The following is a 16,821-nucleotide window of genomic DNA, read 5'->3' on the forward strand; positions in this document are numbered from 1 at the left end:
ATTCATGAATAAGCTGTTTACTTTTCACAAGCATTTGAATTTAAGGACGATCGCATGAGTTATAATAAACAAAAACTAGAACTCACTTGGATTGGAAAAGAAAAACGCCCAAAACTAGAGCCTCGTATCTTATTAGAAGATCTTGAAAAATCTTATCACGCTTCGCATCGAATATCATCCCAAGATATTTTTGATAATAAACTTATTTTTGGTGACAATTTGCTCGCACTCAAAGCGCTTGAACAAGAATATATGGGGAAGGTAAAATGTATCTATATCGATCCGCCTTATAATACAGGCAATGCCTTTGAACATTATGAAGATGGTTTAGAGCATTCCATATGGCTCAGCCTTATGAGAGACAGGCTAGAATTGTTACATCATTTACTGGCGGATGATGGAAGTATCTGGATATCAATTGATGATGATGAACAAGCCTATCTTAAAGTGATGATGGATGAAATTTTTGGTCGCCAAAATTTCATCAACAATATTATTTGGCAAAAGAAATATGCTCCACAAAATGATACAAAATGGCTTTCTGATAATCATGATTTTATAATGGTTTATGCTAAAGATAAAACGATTTGGCGCCCTCAATTGCTTCCTCGTTCAAGCGATATGGATGCGCGCTATAAAAATCCTGATAATGATCCTCGCGGTCCTTGGAAATCAGATAATCTTTCAGTTAAGACTATGAATTTAAAAGATGTTTATGAAATTATTACGCCTTCTGGGCGCAGTGTGATGCCTCCTGCTGGAACGAGTTGGCGCGTTAGTAAACAAAAATTTGCTAAGCTATTAGAAGATAATCGTGTTTGGTTTGGTCCAACAGGAAGTAATGTTCCTTCTATGAAACGTTTTTTATCAGAGGTAAAAAATGGTATGGTTTCAATGACCATTTGGCCTTATCAGGAAGTTGGCCATAATCAAGATGCAAAAAAAGAAGCCAAAGTCTTCAATTCTGATAGTGTCTTTACAACTCCTAAACCGGAACGTTTAATGGAACGCATTATTCAACTTGCCACTAATCCCGGTGATCTTGTACTGGATTCTTTTGCTGGTTCTGGCACAACCGGTGCTGTTGCCCATAAAATGGGAAGGAAGTGGATTATGATTGAACTTGGTGAGCATTGTCACACCCACATTATCCCTCGTTTAAAACAAGTCATTGATGGAACTGATCAAGGGGGAATTTCCAAAAGTGTCAATTGGCAAGGTGGCGGTGGATTCCGTTATTATCGCCTTGCACCTTCTCTGTTGCAAAAAGATCCATGGGGACAATGGATTATTCGTCGCGAATATAATGCTGCCATGCTATCAGAAGCCATGTGCAAACATATGGGATTTACCTATGCACCGGATGAAAATCATTATTGGATGCAAGGGTATTCAACCGAAACAGATTATATTTATGTCACAACGAGCGCTATGACCCATGAACAACTCTGTATAATGAGTGAAGAGGTAGGCTCTCATCGCACGTTGCTGATTTGTGGTACAGCCTTTGATACAAAATCAGCATCCTTTGAAAATCTGACACTCACTAAAATCCCCCGTGCAATATTAGAAAAATGCGAATGGGGAAGGGACGATTACAGTTTAAATGTAGCCAATCTTGAACCAGTGATTGTGGTAAAAGAAAACAGCAAAAATAAAGATATTGCGCAAGCAGAATTAGATCTATTTGAATAATATATAAAAAGCGGAGTTTTTCATGAACACTGTTGAAAAAAGGATTTCTGCTCGCTTATCGTTGCGTGATCCTCAACGTGAATCTTTAAATATTTTGGTAAAAATCTTAGAAAATATAGAGCTTTCTAAAAATGCTGATTTGGTTGCAGAGTTAGAAGTGATAAAAAATCTTTATCCTTCTGTACAAGATTTTGAACGAAACTTTCCCTCTTTTTGTTTTGCCTTAGCAACGGGTGTTGGGAAAACGCGACTTATGGGGGCTTTTATCAGCTATCTTTATTTAACAGGTCGTAGTCGCCATTTTTTTGTTTTAGCGCCAAATTTGACTATTTATGAAAAGTTAAAACAGGATTTTAGTCCCCAAAGTCCGAAGTATGTTTTCAGTGGAATGAGTGAATTTATTGCCAATAGACCCGTTATTATTACAGGTGAAGATTATGAAAGTGGTAAAGGTATTCGCGTTGATGAACACCATATTCAAGGACAAAAGCGTTTGTTTGAGAATAGAGATACGGCCTTTATCAATATTTTTAATATTTCTAAAATTAATACAACGGATAATAAAAAAGGCGCACTAAAATCTAGTATTCCGCGAATTAAACGCTTACAAGAAACGATTGGTGAAAGTTATTTTGATTATCTCGCAAATCTTCCTGATTTAGTTTTGTTAATGGATGAAGCACATCGTTATCGAGCTTCTGCTGGTGCGGCAGCAATTAATGAGTTAAAACCTGTTTTAGGAATAGAGCTTACTGCGACACCAAAAACAATAGGTGCAAAACCCGTAGATTTTAAAAATGTTATCTATAGTTATTCACTTGCAGAGGCTATGAGAGATGGTTTTGTAAAAGAGCCTGCTGTTGCTACACGTAAAGATTTTCAACCTCAAAATTATACATCTGAACAATTAGAACATATCAAATTACAAGATGCAATTCATGCCCATGAAAACGTGAAAGCAGATTTAATTGTCTATGCAAAAGATTATAACAAAAAGTTCGTTAAGCCTTTTATTTTAGTTGTCGCTCAAGATACAAATCATGCACAGAAATTGCGTGATTTATTGGAATCAGATGATTTTTTTGCAGGAGCTTATAAGAGAAAAGTTATAGAGATTCATACAAAACAGTCGAATATAGAAGAAGATCAAAATATTCAAAAGCTGATTGCAATTGAAGATTCTCATGACCCAACAGAAATTGTTATTCACGTTAATAAATTAAAGGAGGGGTGGGATGTTACGAATCTCTATACTATTGTACCGTTGCGTGCATCGGCTTCAGAAATTTTAACAGAGCAAACAATTGGGCGTGGATTGCGTTTGCCTTATGGGTATAGAACAGGCGTGGAAGCTATTGATCGTTTAACAATTATTGCGCATGATCGTTTTCAAGATATTATTGATCGTGCAAACGATCCAAACTCAATTATAAAAAAGCATATTGAGATTGGAACAGGAGGGAATATCCCCTTTGAAAAGACCGATATAGTGACAGTTCCAAGTCAAGTAGAAGCTTTATTGATGCAAACGATGGTAATACGTAATTCCGATATAAATGGAGCATCTTCTGATTTACAAGGTATCATATTACGTCATACAGATTCCCCTACATTAACACCTGAAGAGCAAGATATTGCAGCGATCGCGTGGGATCTTATCAAAGAGAATGATAAATTGCCAAGTTCTCAAATGCTTTGTTCTGCACAGATACAAGAAAAAATTGCTAATAAAGTTATGAATATTAAGCCTTCATCACAAAAGTCTCTTGTATCAAAAGTGGTGACAATTCTGACAAAACAATTAACAAAACTGATAATAGATATTCCAAATATTATACTCATACCTTCGCGTGATGTTACTTATGGTTTTTATGACTTTGATTTAAAAAATCTAGAAAGCTTAAATTTTCAACCTGTTAGTAAAGAACTTTTAATTCGAGAATTGCGTACCCATAAAAGCATTTTTCTCACATCTAAGAATGAATATGTCAAAGAGCCTTATCTTGAAAACTACATCATTCGTGGTTTGATTGATAATGACTTTGTCGATTATGATAATCATACGCTCTTATTACGAAAATTAGCTAGTCAGATAGTAGAACATTTCCGATCTTATTTACCCAATGATACAGCTGTTGAGAACGTATTAATTCACTATCAGCACAAGCTTACTAGTTTTATTGTTGCGCAATTAAGAGAACATCAATGGGAAACGCAAAAAGATTATGCGGTTAAAGTTACACGAGGTTTTACAACTTTACAACCTATCCATTATGTGTTGCCGCAAGGGACGTCTCCTCTTGATTTTCGTAATATTCCTGCCATTAAAAGCGATATTAAAAAACTTGTATTCAGCGGCTTTAGAAAATGCTGTTATCCTTTACAAAAGTTTGATTCAGTAGAAGGGGAATTACGATTTGCTCAAATATTAGAGGATGATGAACAAGTCTTGAAATGGATGAAACCTGCTCGAGGTTTTTTCAAGATAGAATATGATAAAGGATCAATCTATGAACCAGACTTTGTTGCAGAAACAAAGGATGCCAAATATCTTTGTGAGCCTAAAAAAGCCTCTGAAATGCAAAATCCTATTGTTTTAAAAAAGAGAGAAGCTGCAGTTCAATGGTGTTGTCATGCAACGCGCTATGCGGCGGCTTATGGCGGTAAAAAATGGTATTATGTTCTTATTCCCCATGATGCTATTAAAGCAAATAGTAGTTTTGAAGGTTTGTGTGCAGAGTTTACCATTTCAGAATCTATACTTGAGAGCTTATAACTTTTTGCTTCAAAAATAAAACACATAAGTTTTTTTAATTGACGGGTGTGAGGTTTAATCAAATGTTTGAATAATTATTTTTAACTTTTTTCTAACGACGTTAAAATAAAAGGAAAAATGTATAGAAAAGTTATACAAGATTATGCTTTTTTATGGTGATTTGTAGTACATTTACAATTTTTTATAAAAGTACAATCTTATTTTCGTTATGTGAAAAGATCTTTGAGTTATAGTCATAAATTAAAAAAATATTTTAATTTTATTGAGTAATTTGATAAATGTTCTTTTTTTAAAAAACTTAAACAGTTTATTGTTCTTTCATTTAAAACGCCTGAATATAATGAAATACCCAGAGGATAAAAGGGGGAGTTTTTCATATGACTTTAAATTTAACAAACACTGTTTTTAATTTTTTAAAGAAAAACCCGACAAAAAAGTTTACAGCTCGAGAAATTGCTCAATGGATATTTGAAAATTACCCAGAAAAATGCCGTCAAAAACAAAAGCATTCAACGGCGATAATCAATCCCCTTAATAGTGATGCAGCTCTTATTCAGCAAATTGTTGCTGAAGTAGGATCGCAGCGCCCTCAATTACAAAAGCGTTATCCAGAAATTAAAACCACTGAAGGACGACCGCGACAATATTATTTTACTAAACAAACAGATAGTGCTGAAATTGATGCAATAGAGGACAAAGCAAAGAGTAGAACAGAAGATGGCTCTGTTAAAGAGCATGATCTTTATCGGTTATTATCTAAATTTTTATGGTCAGAACTTGCAGTTTATAGCAAACGCATTAATGAGAAATGTTCTCGTAATAAACATGGTGCAGGCGGAAATAAATGGCTTTATCCAGATCTCGTAGGGATGCAAGATTTAAGCAAGGAATGGAATCGTGAAATCAAAGACTGTGTTTTGCAATATTTTGATAAAAAGACAAAGCTTTGGTCTTTTGAAGTAAAAATTCTCATCAATCGTTCAAATTTACGAAAAGCATTTTTTCAAACAGTTAGTAATTCTTCATGGGCTAATTTGAGTTATTTAGTTGCTAGTGAAATTGAAGGAGTTGATACATTAAAAGAGCTTCGGATGCTTTCAAGTTTGCATGGAATTGGGTTTATAAGACTTAATAAGGAAAACTCTTCCGAGAGTGAGATCTTAATTCCTGCCAAAGAACGTAGTGATATTGATTGGGATACTGCTAATAGATTAGTGGAGGAAAACAAAGATTTTCTTGATTATATTAAGCTCATTCGTCAATTTTATCAAACTGGTGAGATGCGTCCACTAGATTGGGATCATATGTATCTATGAGGGGTATTTTTAAAAAGACTCTATTGTTTAAAAGACTTTTTTTCAGAGTGATGAAAAATTACTCTAACTATTTTGTTTGACTTATTATATTGATATTGTATCAATTAAAATTTTTCTCACGTACCTCATGAGTAGGGGAAGAGTAAAAATTCTGTTTTATGCCTGTTCTATTTTGTGCATTGAGCGTGATTCCATTAGATACTAGACTTAATGATTATAATTTATTATAAATTTGCTATTATAGAGGGTTAAATTCGACTTTTTTGCTTTGTTTACATCAAGCATGAAAAATATTACTTCCTCATATTGAAGTCTTCTTACGGAGAATTTACACTACTATTTCTTTAATTTCTATTACTGTTCATTTTGATGATTATTAAGCTTTTTGTTATCCGAAGTAAACATTCAAAAAAACATTAATTTTATAAAATATTCACATAGTTTACTCAATTTCTTGAAATAGATTTAAAAAATAAATTTCTCTCACACCTTATGGTAAAGGGAGTGTGTACTGTCGGAGTCTGCCACAATACTCTCTTTATTTTTCAATAATACCGCACGCTAAACGTGCTCCACCTCCGCCAAGCGGTAATGGTTTATCTGATTGATTATCAGCCCCTAAATGAATGACTAAAGAGCGCCCTTTAATTTCAGAGATTTTTTTTAATCGTGGAGCAAGAACGCTCATTATGGCATATCCCTGCTTATCAACATAAAGTGCTGGTAAATCACCAAGATGACCATTGACATTATAAGGTCCTAAATGTTTTCCGGTATGTTCCGGATCATAATGTCCACCTGCGCTTCCACCAATTATACCATCTTTTGTATCACATGAAGGATTTACATGTACATGAAAACCATGCATTCCTTCTGATAAAGTAGATAAATTAGGGATGAAAATCAAACCGTATGTGGTTTCTTCAATTTTAATGCTACCAATAGCCTTTTTGGAATTGTTATATTCTAATTTATAAATATTTACTTGTTTTGATAGTGCTAATGCAGAATTTTTATGAATTAAAAATGCCATAAAAAACAATAATAATAATATTTTTTTCATGAAATACCTTTATACTTATCTTTAAATAGATTATTATCTATAGATAATAATCTATACTAATTATATGTTATATAAGTGTCTTAAATTTAACTTTAAGAAAAATAATTTACATAGAAATATTAGTTTTTAGAAAGAGCAAATAAATTAAAGTATGTTTATATATATTTCTGAACATAACTTTTATTTTTTGATCTATAAAAAATACAGCTTTTATGAATGGATAATTATATCTCACTTACATTTCTTCAAGAGATGTTTTTTAAAAATCTACTTTTTGAGGTATAATAAGAAATTAAATAAGGAATTTTAGTAAGTTAGATGTTATTTCATTTATAATATGATAATCGTTTCATCAAAAAAAGAACATATAATTTGTTGATGATTTAATTGTTTTTCATAGAAAAAATGACGAGAAATTTCTATTCATTATGTAATTTATAAGAGAAAAAATTATTATGATTCATATAAATTTTCCAATAAAATACAGCATATACCGACACTCCCTCCCATTCCTGATCCTATCAGTGCTCCTATTATTATTCCGGAAGAAAGTGCTACTCCTATACCCATTGCGATAACTGGACCAAATCCTGGAAGAGCAATATAACCATAAGCTGCAAGAGTTGCCGCGATAGCTCCTGATATGCTACCATTTAAACCGCCAATGAAAGCAAATTCTTTAATAGAATGGCAGTACTTTTTTATTTTTTTTTTCTTACAGCTGTGAAAAGAAACGTTGCTGTAAGTTTTTAAATCAATCATATTCTTTTCTTTCATTTTGAATGCTAACTGTTCCTGAATAGTCAACGGATACGAAAAAATGGGACTTTTTAAATTTTACTAAAGCACGCCAGATACCATTGTCATCTAAGCGCAATCGTTTAATATTCTCAAAACCATTTTGCATAAGACAATTTTTAACTTGTGAAGCAGTAAATGAGTTCTGACCTATTTTAGTGACCTTTTGAGTAGAGCTATAGGTAAAGGTTTGACAATAAGGAAGGTGAAAAACTTCACTTATTGAAGTCGTGACTATCAACGAGACACATGCAATCATTATAAAAAAAGTACTTAATTTCAAAAAATTATTTAGTGTCATCTTATTACCATTTGTTGAAACAACACTTCATTAACCTTTGTGTTACTAACAGGTTCCAAAGATGATTTTATTTTTAATATTATACTTAACAATAAAAATTTTTGAAAATATATTGATTAAATAAAACTGTTTTTTATTATTTATCTTCTTATTAAAATTAATTATTATAAAATAACTTTTTCAAAACGGTATTATTTTTTTTATAGTGCTAAATTTAACAGCTATGATTTATCAAGATATCTTTATTATTTAATTTGCATTCTATAATTCACTTTTCTCTTATTTCATATCAATATACTAATAAATATAATTAATTATTTTAATATAATTTGTTACTATTAGAAAGAACAAGAATATTTTTTCATATCAGTAATAGATATGATTCAAAATGCAATTTATTATTTTTTATTTTACGTTATTATCCATTATTGCTTAGTAGAGCTGTTTTGATGATTTTGTTGGAAATATTTGCATAATTTCCTTAAATCCATAACCGGGATAGATTCCTTCGCGCATAAATAAATTACGTAATGGTGGGAAACTATGCAACAAACCAAGCCCAATGCTTCGTATGATATGAACAGGCAACATATGAGAAAGTAGAGCAGAGTTCAGTGTATGAACAGCTCCACTTCGGATTAATATATCTGGTTTGCGGCATTTGTTATAATGTGCAACAATCATTTCAGAGTTAGAATTGGATATTTTATTGGGTAAAATATCAATTAAAGTTTGGACATCACGGAATCCTAAATTCAATCCCTGTGCCCCAATAGGGGGAAAAACATGAGCGGCTTCACCCACTAAAATTGTTCGATTAGCAGCAAAATGATGAGAAAGAAGTCCGAAAAGCGGCCATGCTTGAATTGATGTTTCTAAGTTTAGCTTTCCAAGCATTGATTGCATTTGGTTTTCGATCATTTTTGCAATTGTTTTTGGTTCTATATTTAATAATTCCTCAGCGCGGGAAGGATGAACAACCCATACAAGACTAGATCTTCGTCCTGGTAGTGGAACCTGTGTAAATGGACCGTGTTCTGTATGAAATTCAGTTGATGTATTTTGATGAGAAAATTCATGAGAAAAGTTGAGAACAAGTGCTTTTTGTGGATAATTCCACTGTTTGACACTTATCCCTGCTGCGGCACGTGTAAGAGAGTGACGTCCATCAGCTGCAACAACAAGTGGTGCTTGAATGATTCTATGATCAGCAAGAGTAATGCATACATGGTTTTTTGTGTGATGAACAGATTTGGCTGCAGAAACAAATCTTGTAATATTGGGCGTATGTGTAACAGCGTCGACTAAAGCACTGTTCAATTTTACATTAGGTATATTATAGCCAAAAGCTTTTTCGCCAATTTCAGTAGAAAAAAAATGCACCGTAGGAGCATGCACAATTCTAGAAGTTATATCTATAATTCTCATGGACGATAAAGCAGCTGCATGTTTTTGAAGATTATCCCAAATATTGAGTTTTTGAAGCATGCGTATTGCAGGCATCATAAGAGCCGTTGTCCGTAACTCATCTGTATGAGCAGGGGGCCCAACAAGAAAAACAGAAAGCCCCTTCTGTGCAAGACTCAGCGCGGCTAACATTCCGACAGGACCTGCACCAATAACAGCAATATCTTTATGCTCTTCCTTTTCAAATATCACAACGATTTGAACCTTTATTCATTGAGAAAATATTTTAACATTTCCAAATGATCTCTCTCTTTTTATTATATGAAGCTCTTCTATTATTATAGTATGTAATAAATAATGCGATATAAAAAAGTAACCTTTTTATGATTTTTTTAAATGCTGAGTTATATCATCGTTAAAAAATGGCGTATTGATAGATGGTTGAAGACTTTAAAAACGAGGATAAGAAAACCTTGAAACGTAAATTAACAAAGAAAATCAAAACAAATGCTAAATTATTACGCCATAAAAAAGTAACAATGCCACAAGCAAAGGCCTTTTCCGTTCATTTACTAACAGCTTCGGGATCATTTTTAGCGTTTCTTTCTCTTATATCAGCCTCTCAAAAAGAATGGACAGCTATGTTCTGTTGGCTTGGGCTTGCTCTTCTCGTTGATGGTATAGATGGACCAATTGCACGCAAACTTGATGTTAAGTACGTTCTTCCAACATGGTCTGGAGAGCTGTTAGATAATATTATTGATTACGTGACTTATGTCTTAATTCCTGCCTTTGCACTCTATCAAAGTGGTTTCATGGGTGTAGGGTTATCATTTTCATTGAGTGCAATTATTGTTATTTCATCTGCTATTTATTATGCAGATACTAGTATGAAAACCAAAGAAAACTTTTTTAAAGGATTTCCTGTTGTTTGGAATATGATGATTTTTACGCTTTTTGTCGTCAGACCAGGAGAGTGGATTACTTTTATCATTATTGTTTTATCGGCGATTATATCTTTTTTGCCAATTTATTTTATTCATCCAGTAAGAGTCCTTCGTTTACGTAGAATTAATTTTCCCATTTTTCTCTTGTGGTGTTTTTTTGGTGTTTCTGCCTTCTTTTATCAACTAGAGGCTCCCTATTGGGTTAAAATAGGAATTTCGGTAACAGGAATTTATATATATTCTATTGGCGCAATCATGCAAACATTTCCTAAACTTGGGGCAAAAAGTATAAAAAAACAATGAAATAATTGTTTTAAGAAGGGTGTGAGATGCAAATTAATTTTGGAGCAGATGATGATATTTCTTTTACGAAAGAAGGGCGTGCTGGTATTATAAAGCTCACACGTCCTTCAGCATTAAACGCTCTTAATCAACGAATGGTTTCAGCTTTAAAAAAAGCTCTCAGAACATGGGAAATAGATGATAATGTTTTTTGTGTCTTAATTGAAGGGGAGGGGCGTGCTTTTTGTGCTGGTGGAGATGTTGTAGAAATCTATCATATGGGGAAAAGTGCTGCTTCTTGTCAATACTTTAGGAATGAATATAGTTTAAATGCTTATATCAAACATTTTTCAAAGCCCTACATTTCTTTCTTAAACGGTATTTGGATGGGAGGAGGGGTAGGTATTTCTCTCTATGGCTCGCATCGAATTGTTACAGAAAATACAGTTTTTGCTATGCCAGAAGGTGCGATTGGATTTTTTCCAGATGTAGGTGCAAGTTTTTTCTTACCATCTCTTCCCAATCATTTTGGTATCTATCTTGCATTAACGGGCGCACGTATAAAGTGGGGAGATTGCTTAAATTTAGGATTAGCAACACACGCCGTTGCTGAAACTGAATTCGATATGATTAGAAAAGCTGTTATTGAGCAAGGAGATCCTACTTTAGCTTTAAACGAGCGAGCAATTACAAAAGATTATGAAACAAGTCATGAAATACGTTGTATTATTAACACTTGTTTTAGTGCCCATACCTTAGAAGAATGTCTTGAGTTGCTACATAAAAAAAGCAATGAAGATGTTTTATTTGCTAAAGAATGTTATGATATTTTGCAGTCACGTTCTCCGACAAGTTTAAAAGTTATCTGGAAACAAATGAAACAAAATTCATCTCAAACGTTGGAAGATTGTATGAAAATTGAAAACCGCATAGCGTATCATATGATTCATTCACATGATTTTTATGAAGGTATACGTGCTATGTTAATCGATAAGGATAAAAGACCTCAATGGCAACCAGATAAACTTTCAAATGTGACAGATGAAATGGTAGATTCTTACTTCCAATCTGTTGAACAAGAGTTATTATTGTGAAAAATAATTCTCACAAAGAGATTTCAAAAATCAATTTAATCTATAACTGTTACTTACGGTTTTTGGCACTTATTTGCTTAGTTCTAGGTATTTGTTATTGGATACGCCTTATTGGGGTTTTTCCAGGTATTCTATGGCGTTTTGATCTTATGCCTTGGCAGTGGCAATTTGCATCAGCTATATTGGCTATTCTCTATCCTATTGCCTTAGTTGGACTTTGGATGTATTCACTATGGGGTATCATTGTGTGGTGTATTGCAGCGTTGATTGAAGCAATAACAATTTTTATTTATCAGCCATTTGTACCATTATTTCATGGAATATTGTTTTTAGCTTTTATAGTACTACAAATTGTAATTATTTTTTTTAAAAGAGTAAAAAATAAAAAAACATTGTGATTAAAATTTTCGAGCCAGAATAACAGGCTCGATTTTCGATCTTAGTTAACTTAAGTAGCTCATTTTAAAGCTTCGTTCCTCAAAACGCTGATGCTAGCTATACTTCACTTTTCTATAAAGTTCCATAATATATATTATGCGATAACATGATACAGAAGATAAATCCTTTATCCCAAAAGAAAACCCTCCTTTAAAACATCATCATATTTATATCATACAATTTACTTTTAAAATAAAATTTGGTCTTTAAGGTACATTCCTTAAAGACCAAAAATAGTGATAGTGATAATGAAATTACGTATAATAAAACTAAGAAAAATTATTGTGCTATTTGACAACGTTTCGTACGTGCAAGATCACTCAAAACAGCATTACGGTTATTTAAAGCTGAAATTTCATTACTTTCACTGGATTTAGGATCTATAAAAAACAAAGCAGGAAGAAATACAAGACTTGTTGCTGCTAAAGCCGCATTTTTATTTCTTGCTTTATAACGCTCTCTAATTGTAGCATCGATTTGGCGCTTATTAGCAAAAAATTCCCGTTGAATATCAGAACAACTCATTGTTCCATCATGTAATGTGGTAACTGGAATATTTTTTTCTAAACGCCCCCCACATGCTGTCAAAAAAAACGCTAAAACGACAATACATACACCCCATTTAAAATTTTCTTTATACATAAAAACCTCACTTTTAACACAAAATGTTTTTAATGAGATTTAAATAGAGCAAAAGTAAGATTAAAATTTTAACAAATATACTATCAACAAAAATATATTTCGTTAATAAGTTCACGCATCTGTTTAAAAAGTAAGACCTTGATATGCAGGTTTTACATAGGATGGGACGTAATTTGCGACCACATTGTAATCCAGCGATCTATCCATATGTGTGAGTATTGCTTGTTTTGGCTTTAAATATTCTATCCATTGTAATGCTTGATCAACAGAAAAATGACTTGGGTGAGATTTAAATTGAAGAGCTTCAATGATGAGAACATCCAAACCCATTAATTTGGATAACGTTTTTTCAGGAAACTCACTAACATCTGTGCAATTGGTCTTTAAAGTACATTCCTTAAAGACCAAAAATAGTGATAGTGAAATTACGTATAATAAAATAAGGAAAATTATTGCATTATTTTACAACGTTTCATACGTGCAAGATCACTTAAAATTTAGTATCCATAAAAAACAAAGCAGGTACAAATACAACACTTGCCGCTGCTAAAGCTACGTTTTTATTTCTTGCTTTAGAACGCTCTGCAATTGTATCATTAATCTGACGTTTATTAGCAAAAAACTCCCGTTGAATATCGGCACAACTCATTGATCCGTCATGTAATGTTGTCGTTGCAATATTTTTTTCTAAACGCCCCCACATGCTGTCAAGGAAACCGCTAAAGCCACAATACATACACCCCGCTTAAAATTCTTATACATAAAAGCCTCATTTTTAACATAAAAAACACTAAATATGTCAAAAATGAAGTAAAATAAAGGATAAATTTAAAAGTGTTTTATTTAACTTAAAATATTGCGCATAATAAGCTTACGCATCTGTTTCAAAAGTAAGACCTTGATATGCAGGTTTTACATAAGATGGAACGTAATTTATTACCTTATTGTAATCCAGCGATCTGTCCATATGTGTGAGTATTGCTTGTTTTGGCTTTAAATATTCTATCCACTGTAATGCTTGATCAACAGAAAAATGACTCGGATGGGATTTAAATTGAAGAGCTTCAATGATGAGAACATCTAAATCCATTAATTTGGATAAAGTTTTTTCAGGAAATTTACTAACATCCGTACAATAGGCAACATTCCCAATCCGAAAACCTAAGGAATTAATGTTTCCGTGGTGTTGTAAATGTGTATTGACACTTATTTCTCCGCCCTTCCCCTGAATAATAAATTGGCTATCTTCATTGATAAGATGTTCTTTTAAAATGGGAGAATAAGATGAATCTTTTAGAGTTTGAAAACAATATCCAAAAGCACTTTTGAGATGCTCTAGTGTAAATCTGTCGGCATAGATATCTATTAAACATTTTTGTGCAAGTGCATAGCTGCGTAAATCATCAATACCGTGGATATGGTCTGCATGAGAATGCGTGTAAAGAGCAGCATCAAGATGGCTTACACGCGCATCGATCATTTGTGAGCGAAAATCTGGACCTGTATCAATAACGATCGTTGTTTTGTCTCCAGAAGGTTTAATACGTTCAACTAATAAAGAACTTCTGTAGCGTTTATTTTTAGGGTTATTCGGATCACATGTTCCCCAATCACCATTAGGTCTTGGCACTCCTGGAGAAGGACCACAACCTAATATTGTAAATCGGTATTGATCACACATATCTTTTGCCTTATTTCATTTTGCTAAATAAACGAAAAGCATTACGCGTTGTTATTTGAGCTATTTCTTCAATGCTTAAGCCAATTGTTTCAGCCAAAACAGCTGCTGTATAACATACAAAAGATGGTTCATTTGTTTTGCCCCGATGGGGACTAGGTGCTAAGAATGGAGCATCTGTTTCCACTAACAAATGCTCATGGGGCACAATTTTTGCTATTTCACGGATTTCAAGTGCGTTTTTAAAAGTAAGAATACCCGAAAAAGAAATATAACCACCAAGTTCAATTCCAGCACGAGCAAGTTGCATTCCAGACGAATAACAATGAAGGATAAAGGGAAAAGCTCCTTCTTTTATCTGTTCACGTAATATTTTCTCCATATCGATATCGGCATTGCGTGAATGTATAACAAGAGGAATCTGTGTTTCTCGAGAAGCAATGATATGTTCTTGAAAAACTTTCTTTTGCTCTTCTGGTGTAGAGTAATCATAATGATAATCAAGGCCTCCTTCCCCAAACGCAACAATTTTAGGGTGATTCGAGAGCTGTATAAGCTCTTCCGCTGTAATATTTTGTTCTTCATGCGCGTGATTGGGGTGTGTTCCAACGGAACAAAAGACTTGATCATAGCTTTGCGCAATGGCTAACAGTTTATCTAACTTATGAACATGGGTTGAAATTGTTATCATACGTTTAACGTCAGCATCTAAAGCCCGTTGGATAACATTATCCAAATCTTGTGAAAAGTCTTCAAAATCAAGATGACAATGTGTATCAATCAACATGATGAGTATCTTCTTTCTTCAAGATATAACGAGGAAAAATTGGTTCTGGTGGTGGAAGATCAAGCCCTTCTTGAATTTTTGAATGACTTATATGATACAATAACCGATTATCTTCAGCAACCGCAAGGCTATCAAGAAGTTTCGCTGCTGATTGGGGGATGAAAGGCAAAAGCATAATTCCTATTCTCCGCAAGATTTCTACAGTTATATAAAGAACTGTAGAAAATCGCTCTCGATCGTTTTTACGTAAACTCCAAGGTTGTTCGTTGGCAAAATAGCGATTGGCATCTGCTACAATTGAAAAAATAGCTGAAAGTGCTAAATGCATACTATAAGAAGACATAGCTTGGTGTACAGTTTCAAGTACTTGAAGAGATTGTTCTAAAAGCTGTTTATCTTGAGCTAAAAATGAAGCTGGTTTCGGGACTTGTGCATTACAATTTTTGGCAATCATAGACAAACAGCGCTGTGCTAAATTACCAAGATCGTTAGCAAGATCAGCATTAATACGGTTCACAAGGCTTTCATGACTATAACTACCATCTTGTCCGAATGGCACTTCACGGAGAAGGAAATAACGGACCTGATCAAGACCATAGTGATCAACCATTTCAAAAGGATCAACGACATTTCCAATAGATTTTGACATTTTTGCGCCACGATTAAGTAAAAAACCATGTGCAAAAATATTTTTAGGCAATTCAATTCCAGCAGACATTAAAAATGCCGGCCAATAGACTGCATGAAAACGAATAATATCCTTACCAATAATATGCGTATTTGCAGGCCAAAAATCACGTTTTTTTGAATTTTCATTGAAAAAACCTATTGCTGATAGATAATTTGTAAGCGCATCAACCCAGACATACATCACGTGCTTTGGATTCTCAGGAACAGCAATTCCCCAGTTAAAACTTGCGCGTGAAATAGAGATATCTTTTAAACCTGATTTGATAAAACTTATAATTTCATTACGCCGCTCAAATGGAGCAATAAAATCAGGATGTTTTTCATAATATTCAAGAAGAGCCTTTTCATAATGAGAAAGTCTAAAAAAATAACTTTCTTCTTCATTCCATTCAACTGGAGAGCCTAATTCTTTTTCACGACGGATGTTGTCTGTTCCAATTTCCGTATCTTTTTCTTCATAATAGGCTTCTTGGCGAATCGAATACCACCCCGTATAACGACCGAGATAAATATCGCCATTTGCTTCCATCTTTTTCCAAATTTCTTGACAAGCTTGATAATGGCGTTCTTCTGTCGTACGGATAAAATCATCGTTAGAACAATTTAATACCGCAAGCATTTTTTGAAATACCGCACTATTACGATCTGCAAGTTGCTGAGGTGATATGCCTAATGCTGCTGCGGTTTGTTGCATCTTGAGACCATGCTCATCTGTACCAGAAAGAAAAAATACATTTTTTCCGTTTAACCGTTGAAAGCGGGCTAAAACATCGCTTGCAATGGCACTATAAGCATGTCCAATATGTGGAGCACCATTAGGATAAAAAATGGGAGTTGTTATGTAATATGTGTCACGCATGTCATACTCGTTGTAAAACGCTATAAATAGAAGATATTATGACATAAC

14 protein-coding genes and 2 pseudogenes are annotated in these 16,821 nt (G+C 33.5%); 6 read left to right on the top strand and 10 right to left on the bottom strand.

All coding sequences use genetic code 11. From position 1 onward, the window contains the following. The first annotated feature begins 54 nt into the window (after positions 1 to 54). From ACFINU_RS03800 to ACFINU_RS03810, 3 genes are all read left to right on the top strand, one after another. On the top strand, positions 55 to 1,695 hold the full coding sequence (locus ACFINU_RS03800) for a site-specific DNA-methyltransferase (protein WP_375618153.1): 1,641 nt from the start codon (positions 55 to 57) through the stop codon (positions 1,693 to 1,695). A gap of 22 nt (positions 1,696 to 1,717) precedes the next feature. Further along, on the top strand, positions 1,718 to 4,471 hold the full coding sequence (locus ACFINU_RS03805) for a DEAD/DEAH box helicase (RefSeq protein WP_375618152.1): 2,754 nt from the start codon (positions 1,718 to 1,720) through the stop codon (positions 4,469 to 4,471). 377 nt (positions 4,472 to 4,848) lie between these two features. Continuing rightward, a complete protein-coding gene (locus ACFINU_RS03810) occupies positions 4,849 to 5,787 on the top strand; it encodes a COG2958 family protein (RefSeq protein ID WP_375618151.1) in 939 nt (312 codons plus the stop codon). A 538-nt stretch (positions 5,788 to 6,325) separates the two neighbouring features. Here ACFINU_RS03810 and sodC read toward each other — a convergent pair. The 4 genes from sodC to ACFINU_RS03830 all read right to left on the bottom strand — a co-directional run bounded on the left by sodC (position 6,326) and on the right by ACFINU_RS03830 (position 9,608). Beyond that, a complete protein-coding gene (gene sodC / locus ACFINU_RS03815) occupies positions 6,326 to 6,850 on the bottom strand; it encodes a superoxide dismutase [Cu-Zn] SodC (RefSeq protein ID WP_375618150.1) in 525 nt (174 codons plus the stop codon). A 453-nt stretch (positions 6,851 to 7,303) separates the two neighbouring features. After that, positions 7,304 to 7,627, bottom strand: a complete 324-nt coding sequence (locus ACFINU_RS03820) for a hypothetical protein (protein WP_375618149.1) — start codon at positions 7,625 to 7,627, stop codon at positions 7,304 to 7,306. Then, the gene (locus ACFINU_RS03825) at positions 7,605 to 7,949 is read right to left on the bottom strand and encodes a hypothetical protein (RefSeq protein WP_375611907.1); all 345 of its coding nucleotides are present in this window, start codon (positions 7,947 to 7,949) and stop codon (positions 7,605 to 7,607) included. The genes ACFINU_RS03820 and ACFINU_RS03825 overlap by 23 nt, the downstream gene beginning before the upstream one ends. Before the next feature lie 432 nt (positions 7,950 to 8,381). Next, positions 8,382 to 9,608 carry a UbiH/UbiF family hydroxylase gene (locus tag ACFINU_RS03830; RefSeq protein WP_375618148.1) on the bottom strand — a complete coding sequence of 409 codons (1,227 nt, stop codon included), beginning with the start codon at positions 9,606 to 9,608 and terminating at the stop codon, positions 8,382 to 8,384. A 185-nt stretch (positions 9,609 to 9,793) separates the two neighbouring features. Here ACFINU_RS03830 and pcsA point away from each other — a divergent pair, with 185 nt between their 5' ends. From pcsA to ACFINU_RS03845, 3 genes are read left to right on the top strand one after another with little or no spacing between them, the layout of a single operon-like run. After that, positions 9,794 to 10,606 (top strand): phosphatidylcholine synthase, encoded by an 813-nt coding sequence (pcsA, locus tag ACFINU_RS03835; RefSeq protein WP_375618147.1) that lies wholly within the window; start codon positions 9,794 to 9,796, stop codon positions 10,604 to 10,606. Positions 10,607 to 10,632: 26 nt separating this feature from the next. Further along, positions 10,633 to 11,679, top strand: coding sequence for an enoyl-CoA hydratase/isomerase family protein (locus ACFINU_RS03840; RefSeq protein WP_375618146.1), 1,047 nt, complete (start codon positions 10,633 to 10,635; stop codon positions 11,677 to 11,679). After that, a complete protein-coding gene (locus ACFINU_RS03845) occupies positions 11,676 to 12,077 on the top strand; it encodes a DUF6163 family protein (RefSeq protein WP_375618145.1) in 402 nt (133 codons plus the stop codon). The genes ACFINU_RS03840 and ACFINU_RS03845 overlap by 4 nt, the downstream gene beginning before the upstream one ends. A 319-nt stretch (positions 12,078 to 12,396) precedes the next feature. On the opposite strand, the gene ACFINU_RS03850 is transcribed toward ACFINU_RS03845, so the two are convergent. From ACFINU_RS03850 to metG, 6 genes and pseudogenes are all read right to left on the bottom strand, one after another. Continuing rightward, entirely contained in the window at positions 12,397 to 12,759 is a 363-nt protein-coding gene (locus tag ACFINU_RS03850; protein ID WP_375618144.1) for a hypothetical protein, read from the bottom strand. A 123-nt stretch (positions 12,760 to 12,882) separates the two neighbouring features. Further along, positions 12,883 to 13,134 (bottom strand): annotated as a pseudogene (locus ACFINU_RS03855) (MBL fold metallo-hydrolase); the annotation flags it as partial. Positions 13,135 to 13,208: 74 nt separating this feature from the next. Further along, positions 13,209 to 13,521: pseudogene (locus ACFINU_RS03860) on the bottom strand (hypothetical protein). Between the two features lie 109 nt (positions 13,522 to 13,630). Continuing rightward, positions 13,631 to 14,440, bottom strand: coding sequence for an MBL fold metallo-hydrolase (locus ACFINU_RS03865; RefSeq protein WP_375618143.1), 810 nt, complete (start codon positions 14,438 to 14,440; stop codon positions 13,631 to 13,633). A 10-nt stretch (positions 14,441 to 14,450) separates the two neighbouring features. Beyond that, the gene (locus ACFINU_RS03870; protein ID WP_375618142.1) at positions 14,451 to 15,224 is read right to left on the bottom strand and encodes a TatD family hydrolase; all 774 of its coding nucleotides are present in this window, start codon (positions 15,222 to 15,224) and stop codon (positions 14,451 to 14,453) included. Beyond that, positions 15,214 to 16,773 (bottom strand): methionine--tRNA ligase, encoded by a 1,560-nt coding sequence (metG, locus tag ACFINU_RS03875; protein ID WP_375667370.1) that lies wholly within the window; start codon positions 16,771 to 16,773, stop codon positions 15,214 to 15,216. The genes ACFINU_RS03870 and metG overlap by 11 nt, the downstream gene beginning before the upstream one ends. Between the last annotated feature and the right edge of the window lie 48 nt (positions 16,774 to 16,821).

Origin of the sequence: Bartonella sp. AC130YNZD (genome assembly GCF_042196865.1) — a bacterium.
In the GTDB taxonomy this organism is placed as follows: Bacteria; Pseudomonadota; Alphaproteobacteria; order Rhizobiales; family Rhizobiaceae; genus Bartonella.